Annotated in this window: 24 protein-coding genes; 16 read left to right on the top strand and 8 right to left on the bottom strand. The window is 38.8% G+C overall.

Features of this window, described 5'->3' with window-relative positions:
• Positions 1-30: 30 nt before the first annotated feature.
• The 4 genes from CH354_RS08675 to lepA form a co-directional block, all read right to left on the bottom strand.
• Positions 31-864 (bottom strand): hypothetical protein, encoded by an 834-nt coding sequence (locus tag CH354_RS08675; RefSeq protein ID WP_100726799.1) that lies wholly within the window; start codon positions 862-864, stop codon positions 31-33.
• 21 nt (positions 865-885) lie between these two features.
• Entirely contained in the window at positions 886-1,869 is a 984-nt protein-coding gene (locus tag CH354_RS08670) for a glycosyltransferase family 2 protein (RefSeq protein WP_100726800.1), read from the bottom strand.
• Positions 1,866-2,867, bottom strand: a complete 1,002-nt coding sequence (locus CH354_RS08665; protein ID WP_100726801.1) for a hypothetical protein — start codon at positions 2,865-2,867, stop codon at positions 1,866-1,868. The genes CH354_RS08670 and CH354_RS08665 overlap by 4 nt, the downstream gene beginning before the upstream one ends.
• 139 nt (positions 2,868-3,006) lie before the next feature.
• Positions 3,007-4,812 carry a translation elongation factor 4 gene (gene lepA / locus CH354_RS08660; protein ID WP_100717018.1) on the bottom strand — a complete coding sequence of 602 codons (1,806 nt, stop codon included), beginning with the start codon at positions 4,810-4,812 and terminating at the stop codon, positions 3,007-3,009.
• Between the two features lie 122 nt (positions 4,813-4,934).
• Here lepA and eno point away from each other — a divergent pair, with 122 nt between their 5' ends.
• From eno to CH354_RS08620, 8 genes are read left to right on the top strand one after another with little or no spacing between them, the layout of a single operon-like run.
• Positions 4,935-6,236 (top strand): phosphopyruvate hydratase, encoded by a 1,302-nt coding sequence (gene eno / locus CH354_RS08655; protein WP_100717017.1) that lies wholly within the window; start codon positions 4,935-4,937, stop codon positions 6,234-6,236.
• 1 nt (position 6,237) lies between these two features.
• The gene (locus CH354_RS08650; RefSeq protein WP_100766400.1) at positions 6,238-6,702 is read left to right on the top strand and encodes an FtsB family cell division protein; all 465 of its coding nucleotides are present in this window, start codon (positions 6,238-6,240) and stop codon (positions 6,700-6,702) included.
• 1 nt (position 6,703) lies between these two features.
• Complete coding sequence (locus tag CH354_RS08645; RefSeq protein ID WP_100717015.1) at positions 6,704-7,312, top strand: ClpP family protease; 609 nt, start codon at positions 6,704-6,706, stop codon at positions 7,310-7,312.
• Positions 7,299-8,306, top strand: coding sequence for a YheT family hydrolase (locus tag CH354_RS08640; RefSeq protein ID WP_100717014.1), 1,008 nt, complete (start codon positions 7,299-7,301; stop codon positions 8,304-8,306). The genes CH354_RS08645 and CH354_RS08640 overlap by 14 nt, the downstream gene beginning before the upstream one ends.
• A 39-nt stretch (positions 8,307-8,345) precedes the next feature.
• Positions 8,346-9,731, top strand: coding sequence for a TldD/PmbA family protein (locus CH354_RS08635; RefSeq protein WP_100717013.1), 1,386 nt, complete (start codon positions 8,346-8,348; stop codon positions 9,729-9,731).
• Positions 9,731-11,110 (top strand): TldD/PmbA family protein, encoded by a 1,380-nt coding sequence (locus CH354_RS08630; RefSeq protein WP_100717012.1) that lies wholly within the window; start codon positions 9,731-9,733, stop codon positions 11,108-11,110. The genes CH354_RS08635 and CH354_RS08630 overlap by 1 nt, the downstream gene beginning before the upstream one ends.
• A 2-nt stretch (positions 11,111-11,112) precedes the next feature.
• Entirely contained in the window at positions 11,113-11,646 is a 534-nt protein-coding gene (locus CH354_RS08625) for a DUF4416 family protein (RefSeq protein WP_100726802.1), read from the top strand.
• On the top strand, positions 11,621-12,211 hold the full coding sequence (locus tag CH354_RS08620) for a hypothetical protein (protein ID WP_239671180.1): 591 nt from the start codon (positions 11,621-11,623) through the stop codon (positions 12,209-12,211). The genes CH354_RS08625 and CH354_RS08620 overlap by 26 nt, the downstream gene beginning before the upstream one ends.
• A gap of 10 nt (positions 12,212-12,221) precedes the next feature.
• Here the strand turns inward: CH354_RS08620 and CH354_RS08615 are convergent, their stop codons facing one another.
• Together CH354_RS08615 and CH354_RS08610 are read right to left on the bottom strand one after the other, a co-directional pair.
• Complete coding sequence (locus CH354_RS08615; protein ID WP_100717010.1) at positions 12,222-12,968, bottom strand: diacylglycerol/polyprenol kinase family protein; 747 nt, start codon at positions 12,966-12,968, stop codon at positions 12,222-12,224.
• A 6-nt stretch (positions 12,969-12,974) separates the two neighbouring features.
• Positions 12,975-13,331 carry an STAS domain-containing protein gene (locus tag CH354_RS08610; RefSeq protein ID WP_015678196.1) on the bottom strand — a complete coding sequence of 119 codons (357 nt, stop codon included), beginning with the start codon at positions 13,329-13,331 and terminating at the stop codon, positions 12,975-12,977.
• Between the two features lie 74 nt (positions 13,332-13,405).
• On the opposite strand from CH354_RS08610, the gene CH354_RS08605 reads away from it, so the two are divergent.
• The 6 genes from CH354_RS08605 to CH354_RS08580 all read left to right on the top strand — a co-directional run bounded on the left by CH354_RS08605 (position 13,406) and on the right by CH354_RS08580 (position 20,437).
• Entirely contained in the window at positions 13,406-13,729 is a 324-nt protein-coding gene (locus tag CH354_RS08605; RefSeq protein WP_100717009.1) for a hypothetical protein, read from the top strand.
• Between the two features lie 34 nt (positions 13,730-13,763).
• Complete coding sequence (locus tag CH354_RS08600) at positions 13,764-15,281, top strand: LIC12015 family putative lipoprotein (RefSeq protein ID WP_100717008.1); 1,518 nt, start codon at positions 13,764-13,766, stop codon at positions 15,279-15,281.
• Positions 15,282-15,382: 101 nt separating this feature from the next.
• Positions 15,383-15,778: a helix-turn-helix domain-containing protein gene (locus tag CH354_RS08595; RefSeq protein WP_015678327.1), complete on the top strand. Its 396-nt coding sequence runs from the start codon at positions 15,383-15,385 to the stop codon at positions 15,776-15,778.
• Positions 15,779-15,879: 101 nt separating this feature from the next.
• On the top strand, positions 15,880-17,466 hold the full coding sequence (locus tag CH354_RS08590; protein ID WP_100726803.1) for a sodium:neurotransmitter symporter family protein: 1,587 nt from the start codon (positions 15,880-15,882) through the stop codon (positions 17,464-17,466).
• 116 nt (positions 17,467-17,582) lie between these two features.
• Positions 17,583-19,568, top strand: coding sequence for an ATP-dependent DNA helicase (locus CH354_RS08585; RefSeq protein WP_100726804.1), 1,986 nt, complete (start codon positions 17,583-17,585; stop codon positions 19,566-19,568).
• 5 nt (positions 19,569-19,573) lie between these two features.
• The gene (locus CH354_RS08580; protein WP_100726805.1) at positions 19,574-20,437 is read left to right on the top strand and encodes a hypothetical protein; all 864 of its coding nucleotides are present in this window, start codon (positions 19,574-19,576) and stop codon (positions 20,435-20,437) included.
• Here the strand turns inward: CH354_RS08580 and CH354_RS08575 are convergent.
• Positions 20,400-21,203 carry a hypothetical protein gene (locus CH354_RS08575; RefSeq protein ID WP_100726806.1) on the bottom strand — a complete coding sequence of 268 codons (804 nt, stop codon included), beginning with the start codon at positions 21,201-21,203 and terminating at the stop codon, positions 20,400-20,402. The two genes, CH354_RS08580 and CH354_RS08575, sit on opposite strands and share 38 nt — an antisense overlap.
• A 59-nt stretch (positions 21,204-21,262) precedes the next feature.
• Entirely contained in the window at positions 21,263-22,567 is a 1,305-nt protein-coding gene (asnS, locus tag CH354_RS08570) for an asparagine--tRNA ligase (protein ID WP_100726807.1), read from the bottom strand.
• Positions 22,568-22,622: 55 nt separating this feature from the next.
• Between asnS and folD the strand changes: the two genes are divergently transcribed.
• Both folD and CH354_RS08560 read left to right on the top strand, forming a co-directional pair.
• Positions 22,623-23,498: a bifunctional methylenetetrahydrofolate dehydrogenase/methenyltetrahydrofolate cyclohydrolase FolD gene (gene folD / locus CH354_RS08565; protein ID WP_100726808.1), complete on the top strand. Its 876-nt coding sequence runs from the start codon at positions 22,623-22,625 to the stop codon at positions 23,496-23,498.
• Complete coding sequence (locus tag CH354_RS08560) at positions 23,482-24,450, top strand: acetylxylan esterase (RefSeq protein WP_100726809.1); 969 nt, start codon at positions 23,482-23,484, stop codon at positions 24,448-24,450. The genes folD and CH354_RS08560 overlap by 17 nt, the downstream gene beginning before the upstream one ends.
• Position 24,451 lies beyond the last annotated feature (1 nt).

Raw genomic sequence — 24,451 nt, 5'->3', positions numbered from 1 at the left:
ATCAATCCCCGGGTTTTTTTATGCCAAAATTTAAACTTTGAAAAGTTTATTATTTGTTTTTTGAAATACTTTCATTGTTTCCAATTCTTTTGAAAACAATTTTAGGATATATTCTGCACGTTCTTTGTCTTCTCCTTTCAGAGAAGTAAGATATGTTGATGACTTTGATTTGATGTCTTCAGCTACAACAAAATTACGTTGGATCAATGCATGTTGTCCTTTTGTTAAAAACGCATAAAATTTTTCTAAAGGATGTTTTGTTTCATCTTTAAGGATTTTATCGAGTAAAGGCTCCACTAAATGGTCGTTATTTGGATCTTCGTCCATTAAATACAAATTAGCTAAACTAAGTAGTTTACCTTCTTCCTTGTATTCTGCTTCTTTTTTATCCGAATACAAATCCTCAAAATAAACAAATCGATTAGACTTTACATGGCAAATAGTAGCCAATTGTTTTTGGAAATCGCTAGTATCAATTTTGTTAGTCTCTACGTTAAAATTGGTGACAACTAAGAAAAGTAATTCTCCTCCTTCTTTTTCGATGTAACGAAATCCAATGATAAGATCTGCATCTTTCTCAAACCCAGGCAAATAAATTTGATTTGGGTAATCTTTGGAAGCATGGGTGATCATAAAATCCACCATGGATTCAATTTCACTTGGTGAAAGATCCAACTTTAAATGTCGGAATATCCGCATCTCCAAAATATGGCTTAGGTAATAAGGATTGGTCTCTGTTGGAAAGGGAACATTATTAACGGAAACCCGAAACCGAATGTCATAAGGAGGGTTTGGTTCGGAATGGATCGGGACAATCAGCGTAAAGGTGAAAAAAATAACTAATAATACCAGACGTTGTTTCATAGAGGCCTCAATTCGTATCGATTAGAATAAGGAGTCATCTAACAAAGTCAACAAATCCTTTTGGGGAATGGGTTCATCTTTCAAAAAGAGTGATTGGAAATGGGTTAAAAATTGAACGTCTTTTCCTCGTTTTTTCCTTCCTTGGACCAAAGTATCCATCCGTTCCAAGATAGCTTCCTTAAGTAAAATTCGTGAATTTCCGTGGAAACTTTGATTCTCTTCCGAAAGGTGATTTCTGTTTTGGATGGATTCCCCATTTGAGATTTGTTCGTTTCTCGTTGATAATAAAGAGTAGAGTCGAAATCGTTCCACTGCTTGGAACTGATTTGAAAGTTGGTCTTCATGGCCACCATACCGAACGAGCAGATTTTCTGCTAATAGGCCAATTGGATACTGTTTTAAGAGGATTCGATTCCATAGATCATAGTCCTCACAGGTTTTCATTTCCTCTCGAAAGTTTCCCACTGACTCCCATGTTTTTTTGTGTGCCATAAAACTAGAACAAGTGACCATACAAATTTCTAAGGATTCTTTTAGAAAATTACCTGAACGTTTTTGATACTTTCCCTTTGGTTCGAGGAGATTCCCTTTTTTGTTCCAAACTTCCTTGGTCTGGGAAAACAGAATTTCTGGGTGTTCATGATGGAATTCGATTTGTTTGGTTAGTTTTTCTGGATACCACTCATCATCGGAATCTAACAAAGAGATCCACTCGCCCACTGATTTTCCAATCCCAAAATTACGTGCATGACTCACTCCCCTATGTTCTGTTTGGTGGATCTGGATTGACTTATTGTTCCGACCGAAGGATTGGATTTGTCGTTTCCAACTGGGAAGGTTTGCCAAAAGAAAGGACCAAGTATTGTCTGTTGAGCCATCATCGATGATATGGAGCTCCCAATGAGGATAAGTTTGTCTGAAAACAGATTGGACCGCACGCTCTATCAGATGTTGTCTGTTATATGTTGGTATTACGATTGATATGAGTGGAGTTTTTGAGCTCATGAAGGAGTTTGCCTCGAGAGTACTAAATCAAGGTGTTGTATCTGTCCTCCTTGGTGTAGGTAATACAATGGTGGTTCTAGATTTTCTTTTTTGGATCGTTTTCCCATTGTCAAGATTTGGTGAACGGATTTGGCACTATAAATGGGTTCCAAAAGGACTTGGTTTCTTTTGTAAAACTCTTGGATCCAAGTTTCTAACATAGGATTTTGTTTTCCAAACCGAATTGTTTGTTTCTTTTCGGTGTTTCGATTCAGGACATCGATGGCTTCGGGGAGAGGAGCATCGTTACTTGTAATTTCAATCAAGTTCTCTTCTCTAACAGGTAAATGTTTTAACCCAAGATGTTTCTGTAATTCTTTTGTTTTGTTTAACCATGTTGTTTTGGATTCACCAACCATCACCGCTTGGATTTGGATGGAAGATTGGTGAAAATGATCATTGGCAGATAAAAAACTCACTCCAGATCCAATTTCCATTTGTAGGATTGCGTTTATTGTTTGTGACGAGTTCGTCATTTTTCGATCTCCAAGGTCCAAGAAGATTCGATTCTCCAGATCCTGCCAAAATTGGGAAAGACCAACAATTTGACTAGGGTTGATTCCAAATTCAGGTAAACTGAGTCCATCAAAGGATTGGCTCCTTTCTTGAAATGCTTCCAAGGCAAGAGAGCGGTTCGCATAACATTGGAACCTGTGAGAGTGATTTCTCACCAAACGTTCGTTGTATGTTTTTAGATTCGGATTTTTAGTGTATGCGATGGTTTCGACAAAAAAACCTGAGAATCTTAAGATTGAAGTAAAACTTGCTAAGTAATTTCCATGGACTGCACCCCAAAGGAGAATCCGTTTGATACCATTTTTGTTAGCATCACGAACGATTCCCGAAACTTTCCGCCACTTGGTCCCAAATCCAAAAGGAAGCAGGTCATCTCTTACCATCGTAAAATCGGCGAATTTTGTCATTCGTATGGGAAGATCAGGATTACCATGGTGAAACATCAATTTTGAATGTAACTCTACTCCTCTATTATGATCAAAAAAGTTTCGTTAGGCGAAAAAAAAGTTTCGGGAGTTTTATCTTTGGAGAATCAGAAATCTTTTTTTGTGCCTGAATTCTATTTAGGCACAATTGAATCGTTTAGTCCCCTGTTTTGAGAATGGATAAAAAGGCTTCTTGTGGGATTTCCACGTTTCCAATCTGTTTCATCCTCTTCTTTCCTTCTTTCTGTTTTTCTAGGAGCTTTTTCTTACGAGAAATATCTCCTCCATAACATTTTGCGGTTACGTTTTTGCGAAGGGCAGAGATACTTTCCCGCGCTACCACTTTGGATCCTATGGCAGCTTGCAGGGGAATCATAAATTGGTGTCTTGGGATGAGGTCCTTTAGTTTTTCAATGATGACCCTTCCCCTTTCTTCTGCTTTGGACTTATGCACGATGGAAGACAGTGCATCCACTGGTTCCCCATTTACAAGGATGTCCATTCGCACTAGTTTCGAATCACGGTAACCCACTTCTTCGTAATCAAGAGAGGCATACCCTTTGGTGTAGGATTTTAACTTGTCATAAAATTCGAAAATAAGCTCTGCCAAGGGAAGTTCGTACGTTAACTGCAATTTGTCTTTTGATAAATAGACAGTATCCAGATGGATCCCCCGTTTTTCGATCACAAGAGACATGATATTTCCGACGTACGATTCTGGGGCAATGATCGTTGCTTTGACAAAAGGTTCTTCGGATTTTCCAATTAATATGGGGTCAGGCCATTTACTTGGGTTGTCTACTTCGATCACATCATCTTTGGTTGTTGTAATGCGAAATTTTACCGATGGAGCTGTTGTGATGAGGGCTAGGTTAAATTCTCTTTCTAACCGTTCTTGTACGATCTCCATATGAAGGAGTCCAAGATACCCTACTCGAAATCCAAACCCTAGGGCTGCAGAATTTTCCCTTTCAAAGGTAAGAGCAGAGTCATTTAACTTTAGTTTCTCGATTGCATCCACAAGAGCATCAAAGTCTTCCCCGTTGATAGGAAATAGACCTGCAAATACCATTGGTTTTGCGTCTTTAAACCCTTTTACGTCTTCTGCTGTTTGGCGATTGGCATGAGTGATGGTATCTCCTGTTTTGGCATCTCCCATCTTTTTCATACCAGCAACCACATATCCCACATCCCCCGCTTGGAGTTCTTCGCAAGCCACCATGGAGAGGCGGTTTATTCCCACTTCTGTCACGGTAAACTGGCGACCAATGTTCATCATGTGGATTACTTCCCCTTTACGAAGTTTTCCATCGTATAACCGAACTTTTGCGACAACACCCATATAGGTATCGAAGAAGGAATCATAGATGAGTGCTTTGAGTGGTGCATCTACATCCCCAACTGGTGGTGGAAGTAGGTAACAGATGGCTTCGAGTACTTCTTGGACATTTAGCCCAGTTTTTGCTGATATTGGAATTGCCTCTTCTGGGTTTAGTCCAAGAGACTCTTCGATCATCAATTTACATTTATCAATGTCTGCAGAGGGGAGATCAATTTTATTGATGACAGGGATGATGCGAAGGTCTAGTTCCATCGCAAGGTATAAGTTAGCAAGAGTTTGTGCTTCGACTCCTTGGCTTGCATCTACGATGAGAAGAACTCCTTCGCAAGCAGCGAGAGAACGGGACACTTCGTACGTAAAGTCAACGTGGCCTGGGGTATCAATTAAATTCAGGTGGTAGATGTTTCCGTCTTTGGCATGGTAATCGAAAGAAGCATTGTTTGCTTTGATCGTGATCCCACGTTCCCTTTCGATGTCCATGGAATCGAGGATTTGGTCTTTTTTGGTACGTTGGTCTGTGACAAGACCAATCTCAAGCAAACGATCCGCCAGAGTGGACTTTCCATGGTCGACATGGGCGATGATGGAAAAATTGCGGGTGAATTTTTGGCGTTCGTTCACGGTTCCCTCTTCTTTTTAAGTCATTTTCCTGGAACGAGGCTCTTTGTCGAAAAAGTTTATTGTCAGAGGCTTAAAATTCCTAAGACTGGAAGGAAATTATCCCTTAGGAGAAACAAATCCCGATGTCCCAAAAAGATAGCATTCGTTCCGTCAAAGCCCGTGAAATTATGGATTCGAGAGGAAATCCAACCGTTGAAGTGGATGTCACTTTAGAAGACGGTTCGTTTGGTCGTGCGGCGGTTCCCTCTGGGGCATCCACTGGTGAACACGAAGCGGTAGAACTTCGTGATGGTGATAAAAAAAGATACTCTGGAAAAGGAGTACAAAAAGCAGTCGATAACGTTAATTCTAAAATTTCTAAATCCATCCTTGGCCTTTCGGCCACAAACCAACTGCTTGTTGATGGAACGATGATATCCCTCGATGGAACTTCCAATAAATCTAAGTTAGGTGCAAATGCAATCTTAGGTGTGTCAATGGCAGTGGCAAAAGCAGCAGCAGCCCATGCTGGACTTCCCCTGTATCGTTACATTGGTGGTACTTTTGCCCGTGAACTTCCCGTTCCTATGATGAACATCATCAATGGTGGAGCCCATGCGGATAACAACATCGACTTCCAAGAATTTATGATCCTTCCTGTTTCGGCACCGAACTTCAAAGAAGCCCTTCGAATGGGTGCGGAAGTGTTCCATAGCTTAAAAACAGTTTTAAAAGGCAAAGGCCTGAATACTGCTGTCGGTGATGAAGGTGGATTTGCTCCAAACCTAACTAGTAACAGTGAAGCCATCGAAGTAATCCTAACAGCGATCGAAAAAGCTGGGTACAAACCAGACCTCGACATCAAAATTGGTCTCGATTGTGCTGCGTCTGAGTTTTATGATGAGAAAAAGAAAAAGTATGTTCTCAAAGCAGAGAAAAAACCAGAGAAGACCGCCGAAGAACTCGTAGAATACTACTCAAATTTAGTGTCCAAGTATCCGATCATTACCATGGAAGACGGTCTGGATGAAAACGATTGGACAGGCTGGAAAAAACTTTCCGAAAAACTGGGGAAAAAGATCCAACTTGTGGGGGATGATTTGTTCGTAACCAATATCACAAAACTCTCTAAAGGGATCGAAAAAGGGATTGGTAACTCCATTCTCATCAAAGTGAACCAAATTGGAACTCTCACAGAAACCCTTAGTGCCATCGAAATGGCGAAAAAAGCGCAGTATACTGCAGTTGTTTCCCATAGATCGGGAGAAACTGAAGATGCGACGATTTCTCATATTGCTGTTGCGACGAACTCAGGTCAGATCAAAACAGGTTCCTTAAGCCGAACAGACCGAATTGCAAAGTACAACGAACTCCTTCGCATCGAAGAAGAACTCGGAAAAAATGCAACTTACAGTGGAGTGGGTACGTTTTACAACCTAAGATAAAATGACAGCAACCAAAGCCTCTCTTCTCTTAACCTATGTTTGTGCTTGTCTCTACCTCGGACTTTTGTCCGAGTCGGGGGTTGCAGAACGTATGCGTTTAGAAAAGGAACTCATGAATCTCAATGCAGAGGTGGAGAGGCTTGAGGTAGAAAACCAAGGGCTTGAAGAAAAGGAAAGGTTACTCAAAAATGATGCCTATGCCTTGGAACAAGAAGCCCGAAAGTACTACTTACTTTCAGAAACGGCACATGTGCTAAAATTTGAAGAATTTCCAGAGAAAACTGGTGCCAAACCAAAAGCTCTTCCTACATCCATCCGAGAAGCAGGTTTAGGTGGAGAGTGGAAAGAACCACCTCTGTTTTTATTACGATTCTTTTTTATTTCTTTCAGTGTTTTCCTGATTCTAGGTGTGTACTACAAGCTGAAACGCTTGCCTCATACGTCTAACCAGAAAAGACTGAACTAATATGCCAGAAGAAGAAACACCAGAAAAAGAAATCACCGAAACCATCCAAGATCTCATTAGCGACAAAAACATGGGAAAGAAGTTCCTGGAAAAACGGAAAATCTTTCTCTGGGGTCCTGTGACTGACGAATCGTCCAAGGAACTGACAGCCAAACTCATGTATTTAGAGATGGTTGATCCTGGAAAACCAATTACATTTTATATCAATAGCCCTGGTGGTGTTGTCACCTCGGGACTCGTCGTGTATGACACGATGCAAATGATTTCCTCTCCAGTGCACACAGTATGTATGGGTATGGCTGCGTCCATGGGTTCCATCTTACTCATTGGTGGGAAAAAAGGAAATCGTTACATATGGCCGAATGGTCGTGTGATGATCCACCAACCATCGATTGGTGGGCAAATCCAAGCACCTGCAACGGATTTACTCATCCATGCACAGGACATAGTCAAAACCAAAGAAAAACTCAATCAGATGTTAGCAGAAGCTTGTGGAAAATCCTACGAACAATTGGTGGAAGACACTGATCGCGATTATTATATGGATGCAGAACAAGCACTTGCTTATGGCATCGTTGATAAAATCGTAAACACAATTGACGTCGTCTAACAAAGAGTTTAAACCTAGAAGATTTTTAGAAGGTCGTCACCTTCAAACTGTCTACAATGTACTGTTTCCTCCAGACAATGCACTGGAGGATGAGTATTATTCAGAAAGTATCCTCATTCCCACAAACGATGGGTCTGGGGATATACTTTGGCTCGAACACAATCCCCCTCTTTCCAAAATTCGTAAACAATCTTCCCCTTGGAATGGTTCCTACATCATGCTCGTACATGGAATGGAAGGAAGTTCCGAATCCCATTATATGGTAAGTGTTGGGAAAGAAGCCTTAAACCGAGGTTATGGGGTGATTCGTATGAACCTTCGGAATTGTGGAAGAGGTTTAGGCCTTGCAAGAAAACCATATAATGCTGGTCAGTCGGAAGATATCGACGTAGTATTAAAATATATTTATAAACATTTTTCGAGATCCATTTTGGTTTCCGGTTTTTCCTTATCAGCCAATATGGTATTAAAGTTTTTTGGGGAAAAGAGAGAACATTATGCAAAAGCATTTACGGCTACATCCCCTCCTCTAGACTTAAAACGTAGTTGTGATTTTATCGATTCTCGTGCAGGGAATTTTTACAGAGATCATTTTTTGGAAACAATGAAAGAAAAGGTTTCCAGTGGAATTTACGACATTACGGAGAAACGAAAAGAACAAGTCCTACGTAGTAAGTCTTTTTTTGACTTTGATGATTTTTTTACTGCACCAGTCTCTGGTTATACGAATGTTTTGGAATATTACAATATTTGTTCTAGTTTAAAATATTTACCTGGGATCAAAATCCCTGGGCTCATTGTTCATGCCGATGATGATCCTGTTGTGCCTTCTGAAGTATGGCATGAAATTCGTTGGAAGTCATTCCCTATGTTACAAACTGTCCTCACAGAGAAAGGTGGTCATGTTGGTTTTATCAGCGATCCATCTCCTGACAATCCAGAAGGACGTTGGTTACCGAAGATACTTCTCGATTTTTTTGATTCCAAAATCTAATCTCATTTAATAAAACAATAAAACTTAGGATGGTTTGTGATGCGTGACCTTTTAAAAGAATGTTTGTCAGAAGAATCTGGATTTGTTGAGTTACGTTACCATCACAAAGAAAGTCGTTCCTTTTTTGCAGAACGTGGGCGTGTGGAATCCACTGCTTTACGGAAACGTACAGGGGTTGGTGTCAGAGTATTAGAATCAGGGACTTGGGGTTTTGCTTCTACTAGTGAAATCACAAAGGCCTCTATCCAAAACGCGATGCAAATCGCAAAAAAAGCAGCTAGGCTTTCTTCTGCCTTACGCAAAGATAAAATCCCAAATTTACCAAAGGCAAATTTTGCGGTTGGTGACTTTATTGGAAAAGGGATCGAAGACTTTCGTTCTCGTTCTGTGGAAGAAAAATTGAAAATGGTTCTTGATATCCAAAACGAAGCGACGAGACATTCCAACAAACTGCAGTCAGTTGGTTGTGGTTACTCAGAAATTTATGAAGAAAAAGCCATTGTCACAACAGATGGGGCAAACAGTTTTTTTAGTTTGGTAAGACCAGAATTTCGAGTTTCTGCTGTTGCCAAAGATGATGGAAAATTGGAATCAGGTTCCCATTCCATAGGTGTCACTGGTGGTTGGGATTGTTTGTTTCGAAGCCAATCCCCTTCTCAGATATCGGAAGAAGCCTGCAAAACTGCTGTGGATTTACTTTCCAGCGAACTTCCACTGGGTGGGTTATCAACAGTCATTCTCAGTCCTTCCATTGTTGGACTGCTTGTCCATGAAGCGATTGGACATACCGTTGAAGCCGATTTTGTGCTCTCAGGTTCTGTTGCCCAAGGGAAAATTGGCCACCGTGTTGGTTCCGACTTAGTGACGTTATGCGATTCGGGAGCTTCCGAATTTTATGAAGGGGCTGGTGGTACCATCCCTGTGGATGACGAAGGTGTGATACCAACAAATACAGTCATCATCAAAAATGGAATTCTTTCCTCTTACCTCCATAACCGTGAGACTGCGGAACGATTTGGAGTTGCACCTACTGGTTCTGCGAGAGCTTGGGAATATGGAGATGTTCCTCTCATTCGAATGCGAAATACATTTTTACTCCCTGGTGATTCTAGTTTAGAAGAGATGATTGCTAATACCAAAGATGGGTATTATCTGGATGGAGCTAAAAACGGCCAAGCGGATGCGACTGGTGAGTTTATGTTTGCCGTACAAAAAGCGTATCGAATCCAAAATGGAAAAATCACCAATTTGCTGAAAGGGGTAACTGTTTCTGGTCTTGCCTTTGATGTTTTACAAAATGTAGACATGGTTTCCAAAGAATTTAAATGGGATTTGGGATCGGGCCATTGTGGGAAAGGACAACCTGCGAAAGTTGATGCCGGTGGACCGTATGTTCGCACAAAAGTTTTATTAGGTGGTAAATAATGGATCGTGGTGCGATAGAAAAACGATTAAGCGACCAGAAAGATTTACTTACCAATTTAATTTCGAAAGCAAAATCAAATGGAATCGAACAAGTAGAGATTTATTCCAGTTATGGTTATTCAGAGGATGTAAGTTTAGAAAAAAACGATCTTAATAATTGTACAGCAACAGAAGAAAATATGTTTGGGATCCGCGTGATCCATGAAGGAAACCAAGGGTTTCTCATTTCCAATCACATTCCTAGTTTGTATACATCGATCGAAGAAGCATATCAATTGGCAAAAAGCCAGTCCACTCCAGATCCGGATTTAGTATTACCAGAAACACGACCAATCACAAACCAATTTGATACCTATGATAGTTCCCTTGATACGATGGGGATTGAAGACCTCGTTTCCTACGCCAAAGAAGCACTAGGTTGGCGAAATGATTTGTATGATAAAATCAATATTGACTCAGGTGATTTTTCGCTTAGCAAAGGTTATAAGTTAATCGTATCTTCTAAAGGAGTGATGGCTCATGAACTTGGTGCTGAACTTTCTGCTTCTGTTATGGGGATGGGTGTGGACGGAGATCTCGTTGGTAGTTTTGACTATGATTCTGCAAGTGGTTTCACAAAAGACCAATTCCAGTCACTTTGGAAAAAGGCGTTCCATAATTTCGGAGATAAATGTATGGGAGCCTTGTATGCAAAACCAACAACTGGATTCCAAGGTAAAGTTTTACTCCCACCAGATGCCGTGTATTCCTTTTTCCTAGGGCTTTTTATTGGATCCTTGAATGGAACTAGTTTACGAAAAGGAAAATCAAAAATGGCAGGGAAAATTGGTGAAAAAGTTGCCTCTTCGTTACTCTCCATATGGGATGATCCAACAAACAAAGGTTTTATGGGATCGACTGGTTTTGACAGAGAAGGAATGCCTACCTCTTTCAAAAAAGTCTTAACTGAAGGAGTTCTCGAATCTTATTTTTATAATACATATGAAGCTAAAAAAGCGAAACTTCCCATTTCCAATGGATGTGCGACTGGAGGTGCCCAAAGCCTACCAGGTTGTGGGCCAAAACAATTACAAATTGCTCCAGGAAATGCAAACAAAGATGAGTTTTTTAAACTGCCAGGCAAAACACTTTTTGTGAATCGAATCTCAGGCACAAAAGATGGAGCATCGGGAGATTTTTCTGGAGTTGTGAAAGGTGGTTATCTCTTAGAGGGTGGAGAAAAAATCCCAGTTCGCGAAGTTCAAATTGTAGGTAATGCATTTGATGCTTTAAACCAAATTGAAGCAATTTCAAAAGAGGGTGAACTCATAGGAGAATCATCCTTTGTTCCCTATATGTTACTCGATGGATTTACAATTACTGGTGTTATGGAAAACTAAACATGCCCCAAGAGATTTTAGAGAGACCAGCAGGCGCATCATTTTTTCTCATAGTATCTTATGAGAATGAAGATACATTATTTGAATTAAAAAATTTAAGCGAAAAACGTTTTTCTAAAATACTTTATGAGTCATTACTATTACCAAGATGGATTCCCGATGAATCGGAACGTGAATTTTCCTATCCAGGTCGTTTTACAAAGGTTTTGTCTTTCAAACAAAGAATCCATAGAGAAGAAATTGTTGAGAAAAAAAAAGACTGTTTAGAATTCCAGTCAATCCTCCAAAAAAAGGATTTAAGTACATTACTAATTCCTGGTTATGTTACTTCACATAACATAGTCATTGCGAAATCTAAGGATGATTTCCACCGTATGTATTTGTTCCAAGGGGTCTATGCGGAAACAGTTTATTATTTTTCTAGGGGCATCTTACAACCTCTTCCTTCCACACAAAATTATTTCAAAGAAAAAGAGGTAATTTATTTTTTTAATACACTCAGGGAATCATATGAGTTTAACAAATTTAAATCTTAAGCAACCAATAGTTATTTTGAACATATTCCTATTTCCTTTTTTATTGATTCTCTCTTTTTTATTTTTATCCCAATGTAATCTTTCAGAAGACAAAGTATTTCAATTTTGTGATAATTTTAATGATGAACTTAAGTGCATCGAACCTAAAACTGAAAATGATATTGTTTTTCTGGACCGATCTAAATTTAAAAAAGAAAATCCAAGTTATGAAGATTTTGGCAATTTTCTCTATTTTACAGCAAGAGAAACGCCAGGTTTTCGATTGGTTTTAGACACTGCTTGGAACGGGAAAACATCCGAAGAATTTCGGAGTCATTACAATGCTTACTTAGTTTATGGGAGTGCAAAGGAAAGAATGGAAGGGAATTCTTTCCAACCAAAAACGGTGGTTTCCTTCCATTATTTAGGTGCTTTGCTAAAAGAAGAATTCCGTCATATTGGCATCGCCAAAAATCCATTTCAAATCGAAGCCTTAGGTCCTATTGTTCTGACTTACATTGTGGAAATACCTGGTAAAGAACCAATTTCCAAAGTAAGGACAATCCAACTCCGCTGGAAACCGTAAGTTTTAATCTTTATTTTTGAATGTACAATGCATTTGGATCAAAGAAAAAATCCATTGGTGTATAATCTAAATATAACAACGATAATACGGAAAGGGAAATTGCACCGACCACAGGAATGAGGAGGTTGTCATCAACCAATCCTTTTGCTGTCGTATTGGAAAAAAACTCCGTAACACAAGACAAAACAACCGATACAAAAACGATCACGATGGGAGTCCAAGTAAATCCATGGTGATCATACAGAGAAAGAAAACTTTCAGGGTGAGATTTTGTGATGAGATACAAAACAAAAACTGAAAAGATAAAAGCCGGAATCAAAAAACCAAAAACACCCTCGATGGATTTCCCATTATAAAAACGATGTTTGCCATATTTACTGCCCACATAAGCAGCAAATGGATCTCCTATGACTAAAAATAGAATTGCAAGGATAGCGACTTCCGCTGGAAAAAAGCAAACAACGATTAAGTTGGCAAGAAAATATGGAACTGTCCCATTAAATCGTTTTCGTTCAGATTCTTTCATGAGAAATCCAAAATACTGATAAAAAAAGGCTTCAAATCCACTATGACTCAAACGAAATATTTCCAATAGAAAAAGTGCTAAAAGGAAAATTCCGAGTGAAGACACGAGGATGGCTCGAGTGGCATAAACAAGTCCGAAAGCATCTCGGAATGGATCCAAATATAAAGTAACGGGAATGATGAGTCCCAATACATGCCAAATTTTACGAAAAAAATTAAATCCTGAACTCATTTTGTTTTACCTACTGGGTCTTGAAGCCATTTTGAACGCGGCTTCTTCATTATTTGCGATGGGGAATAAATTGCGAACACCTGCCATTAGGAATGCTTGTCTTACGCTTAACGGAAGGTTGATGAGAATGATTTTGTGTTTTTGTAAAAATGCTTCTTCATTTAATGTTTTGAAAGCAACAATGCCTTGGGTTGTGACCATGTTCAGTTCCTCTAAATCAAGAATGACTGACCCATGTTTTAAGGAATTGGTGACCGATTTGATGCACTTTTCTGCTGTGAAGTTGTTTAGATTTCCCTGTAATTTGGTTACGTAAACGGTATCAATTTTTTCAGTGGAAACTACTAAATCGTCTAAACTCATAAATTTTTCTAATTTTCTTATTTCATTCTTGCACTCTATTGCAAGTAAATAAAAGTTTTGGAAGGAAGTGTGTTTTGAAGGTAACTGTTGCTCATCTCTACAAAAAACTGGAAGAACTCGACCGTGATGTTGTGGAATTAAAAAAACTCACCGACAGGCTTGCTACTGACAGAGAATATTCTCCTATCTTAAAAGAAACATTTTTATCGGAAATGTCGAAATTAGAAGACCAAAAGGCAGAAATTTTAGGCCTAAACATTGAAAAACAAGGAACCTCGGTCCATTCCTTAAAGGCAAAAACAACTGACACTCGAAGTGTAGATGTGACAAAAAAAGAAATTAGTCCAACCCTTCCCCCGGAACCGAAAAAACCAGACCGACCTGTTCGCAAATATTAATTGATTTAAAGACTGTAAAAGACAAGGAACCCCAATGATTCGAAACAAACTAATACATCGAGTGATGTTACTCGGTTTAATTCTCCTGCCCCTGATCAATTGTGCTAAGGATTCTGAAATCCTAGCTACGTTCGATGGTGGGACTGTAACTAGAAGAGAGATGAATTTTGTAATTGAAGCGTCAAAACGTGGAAACACGGAACCACAACCCATTAGTGCTGACATCCAAGCAAAAATATTAGAAAGTATCGCTTTGGAAAAAATTTTACTCAAAGATGCAATCAAAGCCAATAAAGTTTCTGAAGCAGATGTGACTAAAATTGAATCTTTAGTAAAAGATTTTTTAAAACTCAATGTTTATATGCGTGAGTATGTAAAAAATGGATTAAAATCAAAACCATTAGAATTTATCAATTTACAACTTGCATTAGTCCGTGGTGAAGATGAGGCGGAAAATTTGAAAAAAGCCCAAGATCTTGCTAACCGTTTGAACACAATGTCAGACAAAGAAGTAGCCATCGAAATCGCAAAATCAACTGATGATATGACAAGGAAACCAATCGGCGGAAAATTAGAACCTTTTTGTACGAATTGCGCAGAGACTCCACTCGAAGACATTTTAAGTGAAGTTAGAGGTGTGAAACAAGGTAAATTTATCGCCTACGCAAAACAAGGCGAAGGAAGAATTGCTTATGTAGTACGTTCTCTCGGAACGGAAAAAGTACACCCAGAAAGACTTCGTAAATATTTTACATCAGTCTTTGATGAATTCAAAGAAGAAGCAATGGAATATGGTAAAACCCATGAAGACGCAGAAACCAAGGCAAGTATTGCATACTTTACCGAAGGTGAATCTGCAGATAAAGCCAATCAATTTGCATCGCATACTATGAAAGAGTATGAGCAAGGTTTGTACCAAAAAGAACTTAAAAAAATCACAGAGGAAAGTGGAATCACTGTCGCAAACCTTCCTAGATTCACAGGACCGGATGATGTTGATCCAAAAGTTTTCACTCCAGAATATAGCTTATATTCTAATAAAGATGGGAAAAGTTATACATGGAAAGATTTAACTGCTGATTTTGATGCAATCCCTTCCCAACTCAAACAAGAGTATAAAACGGAAAAAGCAAAAACTTGGGATATGTTGAACCTTTTCCAATCTACAATCCTCCAAGGAAAAATTGCAGAGACATCTAAAAGAGTGCAAAACGTAGATAGTGAAATTGGTTACCTCATGCAATTAGATAAAATGAAAGTGAGTTTGGCATTAAAATCCCTTCAAGATGAAATCAAAGCCATCCCGGTAACTGTGACCGAAACTCAAATGCGTGATGCGTATGAAGCTGGAAAATTGTATGCATATTCTGACCAAGATCCTAAAAATCCACAAAATCGAATTCCGAAGCCATATGCAGCGGTAAGAGAACGAATTAAATCAGAAATGGAAGGTTCTCAACGAAATTCGTTCATTGAACAAAAAGTATCTGGCCTAAAAACTACTTATAACTTAGTGATCGCAAGCGATCGTCTAAAAGAAGTTACATTATAGTTCCCACCAAGTTTTGGAATATGGCAAAATTTTTTTATTGAATTTTGCCATATTTGACATATTTTGACTGTTAGGGGGGATAAATGAACAATCACATTTACATGCTTCGAAAGAAGAGAGGCATCAAACAGTACGATATGGCAAGAGCTTTGGGGGTATCTCCGAGTTATCTTTCCAAAATTGAGACTGGTGCCCAAGATCCGACTGAAAAGTTTAAGTCATCTTGTGCCAAGTATCTCAAAACGTCCGTTGATAAACTCTTTAACGAAAGCGCTGTGGAAGACATCTACCCTGAGTTTTCCAATGGATTGAAAAACAAACTTTGGGCAGTCCGACGTGAGTTAGGAATCAAACAATATGATTTCGCAAAGAAATTAAAAGTTTCGACTCCGTTTCTGTCAAAAGTGGAACTTGGACTTTTAGAACCACCAGAAGATTTTAAGAACCTGGTATCTAAAGTTCTCAAAATGGAAAAAAACGAGCTTTTTTTAGGCTAAATTGAAAATCACCAAAGCAAGGCTTCCAAAAGCCTTGCTTTTTCTCCCACCAAAACAAAAAGATTTTGTCACATAATTCCTAAACCATTCAATAGTCCCTGATGAAAGAGAGACAAGCGGAACACCAAGATGGTTGGGCCAGTCGAGTCGGTTTAATTTTAGCAGTTGCCAGTGGAGCCATTGGGCTTGGAAATTTTCTGCGTTTCCCTGGGCAAGCAGCACAAAACGGTGGTGGCGCCTTCATGGTCCCTTACATCATCAGTTTTCTGTTACTCGGCATCCCTGTTTGTTTGGCAGAATGGACAATGGGAAGGATGGGTGGTAAACATGGTCATAGCACACCTTTCATCTTTCGGGAATACTTAAAAGGATTTCCTCTCAAACTATCTGGAACCATTGGAGTGATGATTCCAGTAATGATTTATGTGTACTATATATTCATTGAATCTTGGTGTTTAGCCTACGCTTATTATTTCTTAACAGGCCAAATGTCATTATCCGCAACCACAAGGGATGGTATGACAAGTGAAGCCGCTTCCTTTTTTATGAGTCTGACTGGCGCTGGTGAAAACGGATCCAGTTTCCAATCACCTATCCTCTTTTTCTTTTTAGTCTGTGTATTATTTAATTTTTTACTCGTTTACCGTGGTCTTTCAAAGGGTCTAGAGGCGTTTGCAAAAATTGCAATGCCACTCATGGGTATCTGTGCCACAATCATCCTTGTGAGAGTTCTCACAATTCCTGGAATTGAAAAGGGACTTGCGGTTATGTGGAATCCTGATTGGTCGAAACTAACGGAACCTAAAGTTTGGATCAGTGCTGCTGGGCAAATTTTCTTTTCCTTATCAACAGGATTTGGAATTGCTCTTGTATTCTCCAGTTTTCTTAAGAAAAAAGATGATGTAGTTTTATCAAGTTTGTCTTCAGCATCACTCAATGAATTCGCAGAAGTTGTGTTTGGTGGAATGATCACAATCCCTGTGGCATTTTTATTTTTAGGCATACAGGCAACATCTTTTGGAACCTTTGGAATGGGTTTTATTGCATTACCATCTGTTTTTGGGATGATGCCTGGAGGGAATTTTTTTGGAGGACTATGGTTTTTAGTCCTATTCCTTGCTGCCATTACTTCTTCGGTGACTATGTTACAACCTGGCATCTTATTTTTAGAAGAAGGATACCGAATCGGAAGGCGTAAGTCTTCCCTATTACTTTTCCTTTTTACCTTTGTATTGTGTTTGCCTATCGTATATTTTAATAAAGATTTTGCCGCTCTAGATATCGCCGATTTTTATATTGGAACCATCATGATTTATATTTTGGCATCCATTCAAATCTTTATCTTTGTTTTTAAGATTGGTGTGGACAGAGGAGAGGCAGACGCTAACGAAGGAAGTCTCATTCCTTTTCCCAAACTCATAAAATTTGTTCTAAAATACATCACTCCATGGTTTTTACTTTTTATCTTTGTTTCCTTCTGTTATATGAACTTACCTGAATATTTGGATAAGATGAATCCTGAGGTCATGGGGCTTCTTGCCGAAAATAAAGGTCAGAATGTAGACGATGCAAAAACCAAAGCAATTGTGGCGAGGTCAGTTGTGATCGGTCTGATACTCATTTACGGTTTTATTTATTTATTAGTCTCAAAAGCACTCGATTCTAGGACAGAGAAGGTCACAAAATGAACACTGCAGTTGAGCTCAATTGGCAAGGGATGATGATCATGGCAGTTTCTTTAATTTCTGTCACTAGTTTAACGATTGTTTGTGTCGTGCTTTTGTTTCGGAATAGGCATTAAAGTTTGGACGTATCTTCCGTTTTTACAAAACAACTTCCAAAACTTTGGAAAGATTATGAAGTTCGAAAAGAACAGATGGAAATGTCCGAAGCCATTGAGTCTGCCTTTAACCAAGGAACCAACTGGGTGATCGAAGCAGGTACGGGCGTTGGAAAATCATTGGCATATCTCATCCCAAGTGCTCTGTTTTCTTTAGAAAATGAATGTACTGTTGTAGTATCAACAGAAACAAAATCCTTACAAGACCAATTATTATACAAAGACATTCCTCTTGTTTCGGAAGCACTTGGTGTTCCAATCAATGCAATGGTTGCTCTCGGTGCCAATAATTATTTATGCAAACGTAAATACAATCGTGTGATGGAACGTGGGGATTTTGGACCTGAAATGGAATCATCAATTTCTTACTTCGTCAATTGGGAGAAACAAACCGAAAGTGGAATTCGAGCAGAATATGATGGGTATCTATCAAATTCTTTCTGGTCATCAGTTGCTCGAGAGTCTGACAATTGTTTGGGGAGAAATTGCCCTAATTTTAATTCCTCCTATTATTTTTTAGAAAAAGAAAAATGGAAAAAAGCAAATATCTTAATTGTAAATCACCATTTGCTCGCAAGTCACCTGGCTGGAGATTTTAAATTATTGCCACCATTTTCCCAATTGGTGATTGATGAAGCCCATGTGTTTCCTGAAATTGTTGGCAAAGCGTTCGGTTCGGAAATTCGATATGAACTGATTCTAAATTTGCTCCATTATTTATATTTTCCAGAAAAAAGAACAGGTCTTGTTTTAAAACTCAAAGCAAATGAAAAAATCATAAAACAAATTGAAGCAAGTATTGGTTATGCGAATGATTTTTTTCGTATGTTACTATCTGCAATTCCTTTACAGTTTAATCAATTTGCCACTCGCCATACGGAACGTATCAAACTTGATAATGGTGCTTTGGAGGATACATTAGCAGATCTATCCTCAAGTTTAGAATCCATGTTATCAAAATATAAAAAAGACAGTGATGACATCGAAGAAAAGGAACTTGCTCTGGGACTTGAGATGGTTTCAGGAAATTTAAAAAAAGCTTCTTCTTTTCTCACTGACTTCCGGTTGAAAACAAATCCAAATTTAGTATTTTGGATCGAACCTCCTTCACAAGTGGCAAAAGATCCTTTTTATTATTTGTTTTCTCAACCGAAAAACACAGATGAGATACTGGCAAATACCTTGTTTCCCAACATGGATTCCGTCGTGTTAACCTCAGCAACTCTTTCTCCCACTTCTGGTAATTTTCAGTATTTTTTGAAAGAAGTGGGTACAAGTGACGTAAAAACAAAAACTCTTAGTTCCCCGTTTCACTACAATACACATTCTCTATTATTTGTACCCAAACAAATTGCAGATCCAGTATCAGATCCCAAACGTAACAAAACAGATTTATCCTATTGGATTACTCGCCTGTTAAAACTTTCGGAAGGAGATGCTTTTGTACTATTTACTTCCAATAAACTTCTTTCGGAACTTTACGAAGAAATTCGAAACTTAGTTCCCTATCCTATTTTTGCCCAAACGGAGATGGGGCCAATCGCCGCCAAACGTGAGTTTCTTGCCAACCAGAATAGTGTATTATTTGGAGTGTCAAGTTTTTGGCAAGGTGTGGATATCAAAGGAGATAAACTCCGGAATGTGATTGTCACGAAACTTCCCTTCCAAGTTCCCACTGAACCTGTTTTACAGGCAAAAATGGAAGATATGGAAAAAAAAGGGAAAAGCCCTTTTTGGGAAATGCAAGTTCCAAAAACATGTTTGTTACTCCGCCAAGGGTTTGGAAGGCTTATCCGATCCCAATCTGACACTGGCATGGTGAGTATCCTTGATCCAAGGATCCATACAAAATCCTACGGAAAAAACGTGTTGCAAAGTTTACCGAAAGGAGTTCCTCTCATAACGGAATTTAACGAATTGGAAAGAAAATTCCATTTATTGCCGAAGTGATTTGTATGAAACGAATTGTAACAATTTTCCTTTCTTTTGTAATCTTCTCTTTCACTCTTCTATCGAAACCAATTGTGGATAAAGATATTTATGCCTCAATCGTCAATTGGACTGATCAGATCATTGTTTCTAACGTCAAAGAAACCATTCCCAAAATTGTATTTGATGAGGATGATCCAGAATTTTCCGGCAAAAATACGGCAACAAGCCAAGGAAAAGCGCATTCCATGGCTCGTAAAAAAGCCAAGGAAAAACTAAAAGTGAGACTGAGCCAACGTTTGGAGTCTCTATTGTTCAATGCGGACTATACAATTTTTGAATATACCCAAGTGAACCAACATGCTCGGTTACGTCTCAATTCTTACATTGGGGCAGAAAAAGAAGAATATGATTTCCAATTTGTCAAAAATGTTTTGGAAGCAAAAGCAAGTCTCCCGATCAAAGGAAAAGATGGGATCCTTGCTCATATTCCGATCGAATATGGAACTGAAAAAGTCCCTGAATTTAGTGAAGAAATGATCCCTGTGGAGTTTTCTGGGCTAGTTGTGGATGCAAGGCACTTGCCAGTCAAACGAGCGTTATTTCCCAAAATCCAAACGGATCGAGGGCTTGATGTTTACTCCCCTTTGTATGTAAAAGAAGCATACGCGATCGAAACAGGGTATATCGTTTATAGAGAAGATCAGAATGGAAAGTCGTATGAGATGAAGGTTGGAAAAAATCCCTATTTTGTACTCGCTCTTTCGACTGCAGGGAAAAACCAAACTGATTTAATCATTCCCACTGACGAGGCAGCTAAACTTCTTAGCCACCCCGAAACACGAAAGAATATTACACGTTGCAGAGTTTTGATTTTAGTTTCTCAGTGAGAGACAAAAACATTTTTTCCGCTTTCCCGTATTCACCATTAAACAAATAAGCAAAACCCATATCCTCTAGGTCTTTATGTGCAAGAGAACCAGATTTTTTTTCTAGTTCATTGATGTTACGGTAAACCGAATCATACATTTTTCTTTTTTCTTCAAAACTAGGAAGGTTTAATTTGTTTGGAATGTTTTCAAAAATGAGATTGGCTTCTTTATGACGATCCAAAAAGAGTAAAGCCATTCCAACTAGTTTATGGATATCAGAATCATTTAAGAGTTTCATGTTATCACGAAACACTTTGATCACTTCATCATAACGTTTTAAGTAATAAGTACATATTAATTCTTCTTTGATAAAGGAAAGATCATTCCATTGTTTTTTATAACGAACGATTATATTCTTTGCATCTTCATACGCTTCTGCTCGGAAGTAAATTTTGATCGCAGTTTGAATGATGGAAAAACAAAGAGGATTCGTTTGTGTTTGGAAATACAAATTTAAATTTTTACAAGCTTCCCCATTTTTTCCCAATTCAAAGTTTTGAATGGCATCTACGAGAGGTGCTAAATTGGAAATCCCTTTGGGTGCCTGAACCATTGCCCGTCCAGTCAGCTCGTAAAGTGCTAAATAACTGAGATGTTGCACATAAAAATTGTCAGGATGGCGTTTTGCAAGCACCACAACATCTTCGTTGGAACCTACCTCATATAAATCCCAAGCTTCTTTTTCGACTGTTGTAGTTAAAACTTGGGTTGCTTGTTGTGCCATAAGGTACCTCTCTTTCTATAAAAGGATCGGTCTTATGGCATTTTTTCCGTTAAAAAAAATTATGGTGTCAATCGGTAAATCATTCTAGGGAAAGGAATACACTCTCGGATATGGGGTAACCCACAGACCCAAGCAATCACTCGTTCTAGGCCCATTCCAAAACCTGCGTGTGGGACCGATCCATACTTCCTTAGGTCCAAATACCAGGAATAATCATCTGGAGGTAGACCTTCTTCCTTTAGGCGTTCTACAATTTTATCGTATGACTCTTCTCTTTCTGACCCACCGATGATTTCACCAATTCCGTCTGGTGCGATTAAGTCGGCAGAGAGGACTGTCCTTGGGTCATTAGGATTTTGTTTCATATAAAAAGCTTTGATGGCTCTAGGAAAATTTTGGATGAAGATGGCGGTACCAAAATGAGTGGTTAGGATTTGTTCCCTTTCTGCATTGATGTCTTCTCCCCATTCGATGTTCTCTCCCGCATCTTTTAAGATTTGGATGGCATCTCCATATTCCACGCGAGGGAACGGTTTCTCCAGGGTTTGCAGGAGTGGCAAATGGTCTCGTTCGAGAGTCTTTAAGTCTTCTTTTGTGCGTTCTATGGTCGTTTTTAAAACTGATTTTACAAATCGTTCTTGTAATTCCAAGTTTCCATTTTGCCCAAGGAAGGCAGTTTCTGCTTCCAACATCCAAAATTCAGTTAGGTGCCGCTTGGTTTTACTTTTTTCTGCTCGGAATGTGGGACCAAAACAATACACCTTCGAGTGTGCAAAAGCAGCAGTTTCTAGATACAATTGGCCAGTTTGTGCCAAATACGCTTGGCCCAAATCAAAATATTCAGTGGAAAATAAGGTTCCTGCGGATTCACCAATGGATCCAGTAAGTATAGGTGTATCAATTAGCGTATAGCCATCATTACGGAAAAATTCTCTGATCGCAAATGACAATTCAGACCGAACCCTTTGGATGGCAAGTTGCCGTTTGGATCGTAACCACAAATGCCTATGATTGTGTAAAAAGTCGGGTCCATGTTCTTTCGGTGTTATGGGATAATCAGACGATGGACCTACAATGATAAAAGAGGAAAGCGTAAGCTCCCGTCCACCAGGTGCTTTTTCATTTTCCTGCCAGTTCCCATTCACTAAGAGCGAAGTTTCTTGGGGTAAACTTTTGATTTGTTTGAAGAGGTCTTCCCCAAGGGATTCCTTTTCACAGACCACTTGAAGGATTTTCCCATTGGTCCTGAGTTGTAAGAATTGGACGTGGTTATTGCCTCGAAGGCCTTGCACCCAACCTTGTAATGGTAGGGATTCGTCAGACATAGTAGGATGGGATGAATTTGGATCTAAACTTGGAATCATGGATGGTTTTTTCTGTTTGCCAGTTCAATTTTCTCTGAAATTTTGAACTTACAGAATGAAATCTAGCATCCTATTAGACGGTAAAGCGATTTCCGAAAAAATCCGAAATCGAATCCAAGAAACATTAGCAAAAGCGAAAGCGGAAGGTAAGGGAATTCCTACACTTGCCACCATCCTTGTGGGGAATAACCCTGCATCAGAAACCTATGTCAATATGAAGGTGAAAGCCTGTGAAAAAGTAGGAATGAATTCGCGGTACATTCGTTTGAAAGAAGAAACTACCACCGAAGAACTCTTAGTCGAAATTCGTAAATTAAATTCGGATCCATCGATCAATGGAATTTTATTACAACACCCTGTCCCCCACCAAATTGACGAACGTAAAGCTTTTGATGAAATTGCATTAGAAAAAGACGTAGATGGTGTGACAACAATTTCGTTTGGAAATTTATCTATGAATAGTGAAGCTTACTTTCCGTGCACTCCGTACGGTATGATTTTGCTTTTGCAAGAATATGGAATTGATGTAACAGGAAAACATGCAGTGGTTGTAGGCAGATCACCAATTTTAGGGAAACCTATGGCGATCATGTTAACCAATTTGAATGCTACTGTCACCCTATGCCATTCCAAGACAAAAAACCTACCCGATTTAGTCAAACAAGCTGATATCATTGTAGGTGCTGTGGGTAAACCTGAATTTATCAAAGCAGATTGGATCAAAGAAGGTGCAGTGATTTTAGATGCTGGGTATAACGTCGGTAATGTGGGCGATATCGAAGTTTCAAAAGCAAAAGATAAGTCTTCCTACTACACTCCAGTTCCTGGTGGTGTGGGCCCGATGACCATTTCCGTTCTCCTTTTACAGACCATGTATAGTTTTTTAGGTCAATTTTCTCCTAAGTTGGATTCTCATGCCACAAACCGTTAGTTTTGATGAATGTTTTCAAACAATTCCAAAACTAGATCCTCCAAGTGATTTAGATACTTTTTGGAAATCAGGGATTAGTGAACTTAAAAAAGTTCCAATCAAAGCAACCTATAAAACAGTCTTAAAGGGTTCTTTCATTTGGGAATCTTTGAATGATATTAGTTTTCAGAGTATCGACAACCACGTGTTACATGGAAAATTAGCAATTCCAAGAAAACGTGGGGATCGCCCTGTTGTTGTTTATTTTCACGATTACCTGGCAATTCCAGAGGAAATCCAAAAAGGTTATTCTGATTTAGGTGTAGCCCAACTTCACATCACATTACGTGGACATGGCGAAGAAATGATCCAAATTCCAGTAGATCCAACTACTGGTAAATCGCCGATTGGTTGGACACCCAATTACTTTGTCCATGGCCTTGACCAAAAAGAAGAGTTTTATATGAGAAAACTCTATTTAGATGTGATCCGCACGATAGAGTTTCTAAGACTTTCTGATGGGATTGATGGCGATCAAATCATTCTCCATGGAAAATCACTTGGATCAGCCTTGGCTGTGTTTGGTGCAGCATATTCTGATCGAATCAAAGGTCTGATTTTAGAAACACCTTCATTTTGTTATATTGATAAGGAACAAATGTCCTTAAAAGGAAACCCTTGGGTTCGTGAACTCACTCCATTTTTTGAGAAACGAGCTACTAAGAAAATCGATTACAAAAAAGAATTATCTTATTTTGATGCGATGAATTTTGCTAAAAAAATTAAAATACCTGCTCTATTTTCTTGTGGAATGGAAGATCAAATCTCTCATCCTAAATCAACATTTGCACTTTTTAATCATATGAACTGTGATAAAAGAATGCAGTTATATCCAACAGAAGGAAACGAAGCTGGAAAAGAAAAACAACCACAAGCGAATTTAGAATTCGTAAAAGAAATTTTTGCCTTATGAG

Origin of the sequence: Leptospira levettii (assembly GCF_002812085.1) — a bacterium.
Classification (GTDB): Bacteria; Spirochaetota; Leptospiria; order Leptospirales; family Leptospiraceae; genus Leptospira_A; species Leptospira_A levettii.
Note: the sequence above shows the minus strand (reverse complement) of the source record. Positions and strands in the feature narration are given on the sequence as shown.

Coding starts and splice junctions, on each gene's coding strand:
- CH354_RS08675 (WP_100726799.1), bottom strand. CDS start 864: ATGAAACAACGTCTGGTATTATTAGTTATTTTTTTCACCTTTACGCTG.
- CH354_RS08670 (WP_100726800.1), bottom strand. CDS start 1,869: ATGAGCTCAAAAACTCCACTCATATCAATCGTAATACCAACATATAAC.
- CH354_RS08665 (WP_100726801.1), bottom strand. CDS start 2,867: ATGTTTCACCATGGTAATCCTGATCTTCCCATACGAATGACAAAATTC.
- eno (WP_100717017.1), top strand. CDS start 4,935: ATGTCCCAAAAAGATAGCATTCGTTCCGTCAAAGCCCGTGAAATTATG.
- CH354_RS08650 (WP_100766400.1), top strand. CDS start 6,238: ATGACAGCAACCAAAGCCTCTCTTCTCTTAACCTATGTTTGTGCTTGT.
- CH354_RS08645 (WP_100717015.1), top strand. CDS start 6,704: ATGCCAGAAGAAGAAACACCAGAAAAAGAAATCACCGAAACCATCCAA.
- CH354_RS08635 (WP_100717013.1), top strand. CDS start 8,346: ATGCGTGACCTTTTAAAAGAATGTTTGTCAGAAGAATCTGGATTTGTT.
- CH354_RS08630 (WP_100717012.1), top strand. CDS start 9,731: ATGGATCGTGGTGCGATAGAAAAACGATTAAGCGACCAGAAAGATTTA.
- CH354_RS08625 (WP_100726802.1), top strand. CDS start 11,113: ATGCCCCAAGAGATTTTAGAGAGACCAGCAGGCGCATCATTTTTTCTC.
- CH354_RS08620 (WP_239671180.1), top strand. CDS start 11,621: ATGAGTTTAACAAATTTAAATCTTAAGCAACCAATAGTTATTTTGAAC.
- CH354_RS08615 (WP_100717010.1), bottom strand. CDS start 12,968: ATGAGTTCAGGATTTAATTTTTTTCGTAAAATTTGGCATGTATTGGGA.
- CH354_RS08610 (WP_015678196.1), bottom strand. CDS start 13,331: ATGAGTTTAGACGATTTAGTAGTTTCCACTGAAAAAATTGATACCGTT.
- CH354_RS08600 (WP_100717008.1), top strand. CDS start 13,764: ATGATTCGAAACAAACTAATACATCGAGTGATGTTACTCGGTTTAATT.
- CH354_RS08595 (WP_015678327.1), top strand. CDS start 15,383: ATGCTTCGAAAGAAGAGAGGCATCAAACAGTACGATATGGCAAGAGCT.
- CH354_RS08590 (WP_100726803.1), top strand. CDS start 15,880: ATGAAAGAGAGACAAGCGGAACACCAAGATGGTTGGGCCAGTCGAGTC.
- CH354_RS08580 (WP_100726805.1), top strand. CDS start 19,574: ATGAAACGAATTGTAACAATTTTCCTTTCTTTTGTAATCTTCTCTTTC.
- CH354_RS08575 (WP_100726806.1), bottom strand. CDS start 21,203: ATGGCACAACAAGCAACCCAAGTTTTAACTACAACAGTCGAAAAAGAA.
- asnS (WP_100726807.1), bottom strand. CDS start 22,567: ATGATTCCAAGTTTAGATCCAAATTCATCCCATCCTACTATGTCTGAC.
- folD (WP_100726808.1), top strand. CDS start 22,623: ATGAAATCTAGCATCCTATTAGACGGTAAAGCGATTTCCGAAAAAATC.
- CH354_RS08560 (WP_100726809.1), top strand. CDS start 23,482: ATGCCACAAACCGTTAGTTTTGATGAATGTTTTCAAACAATTCCAAAA.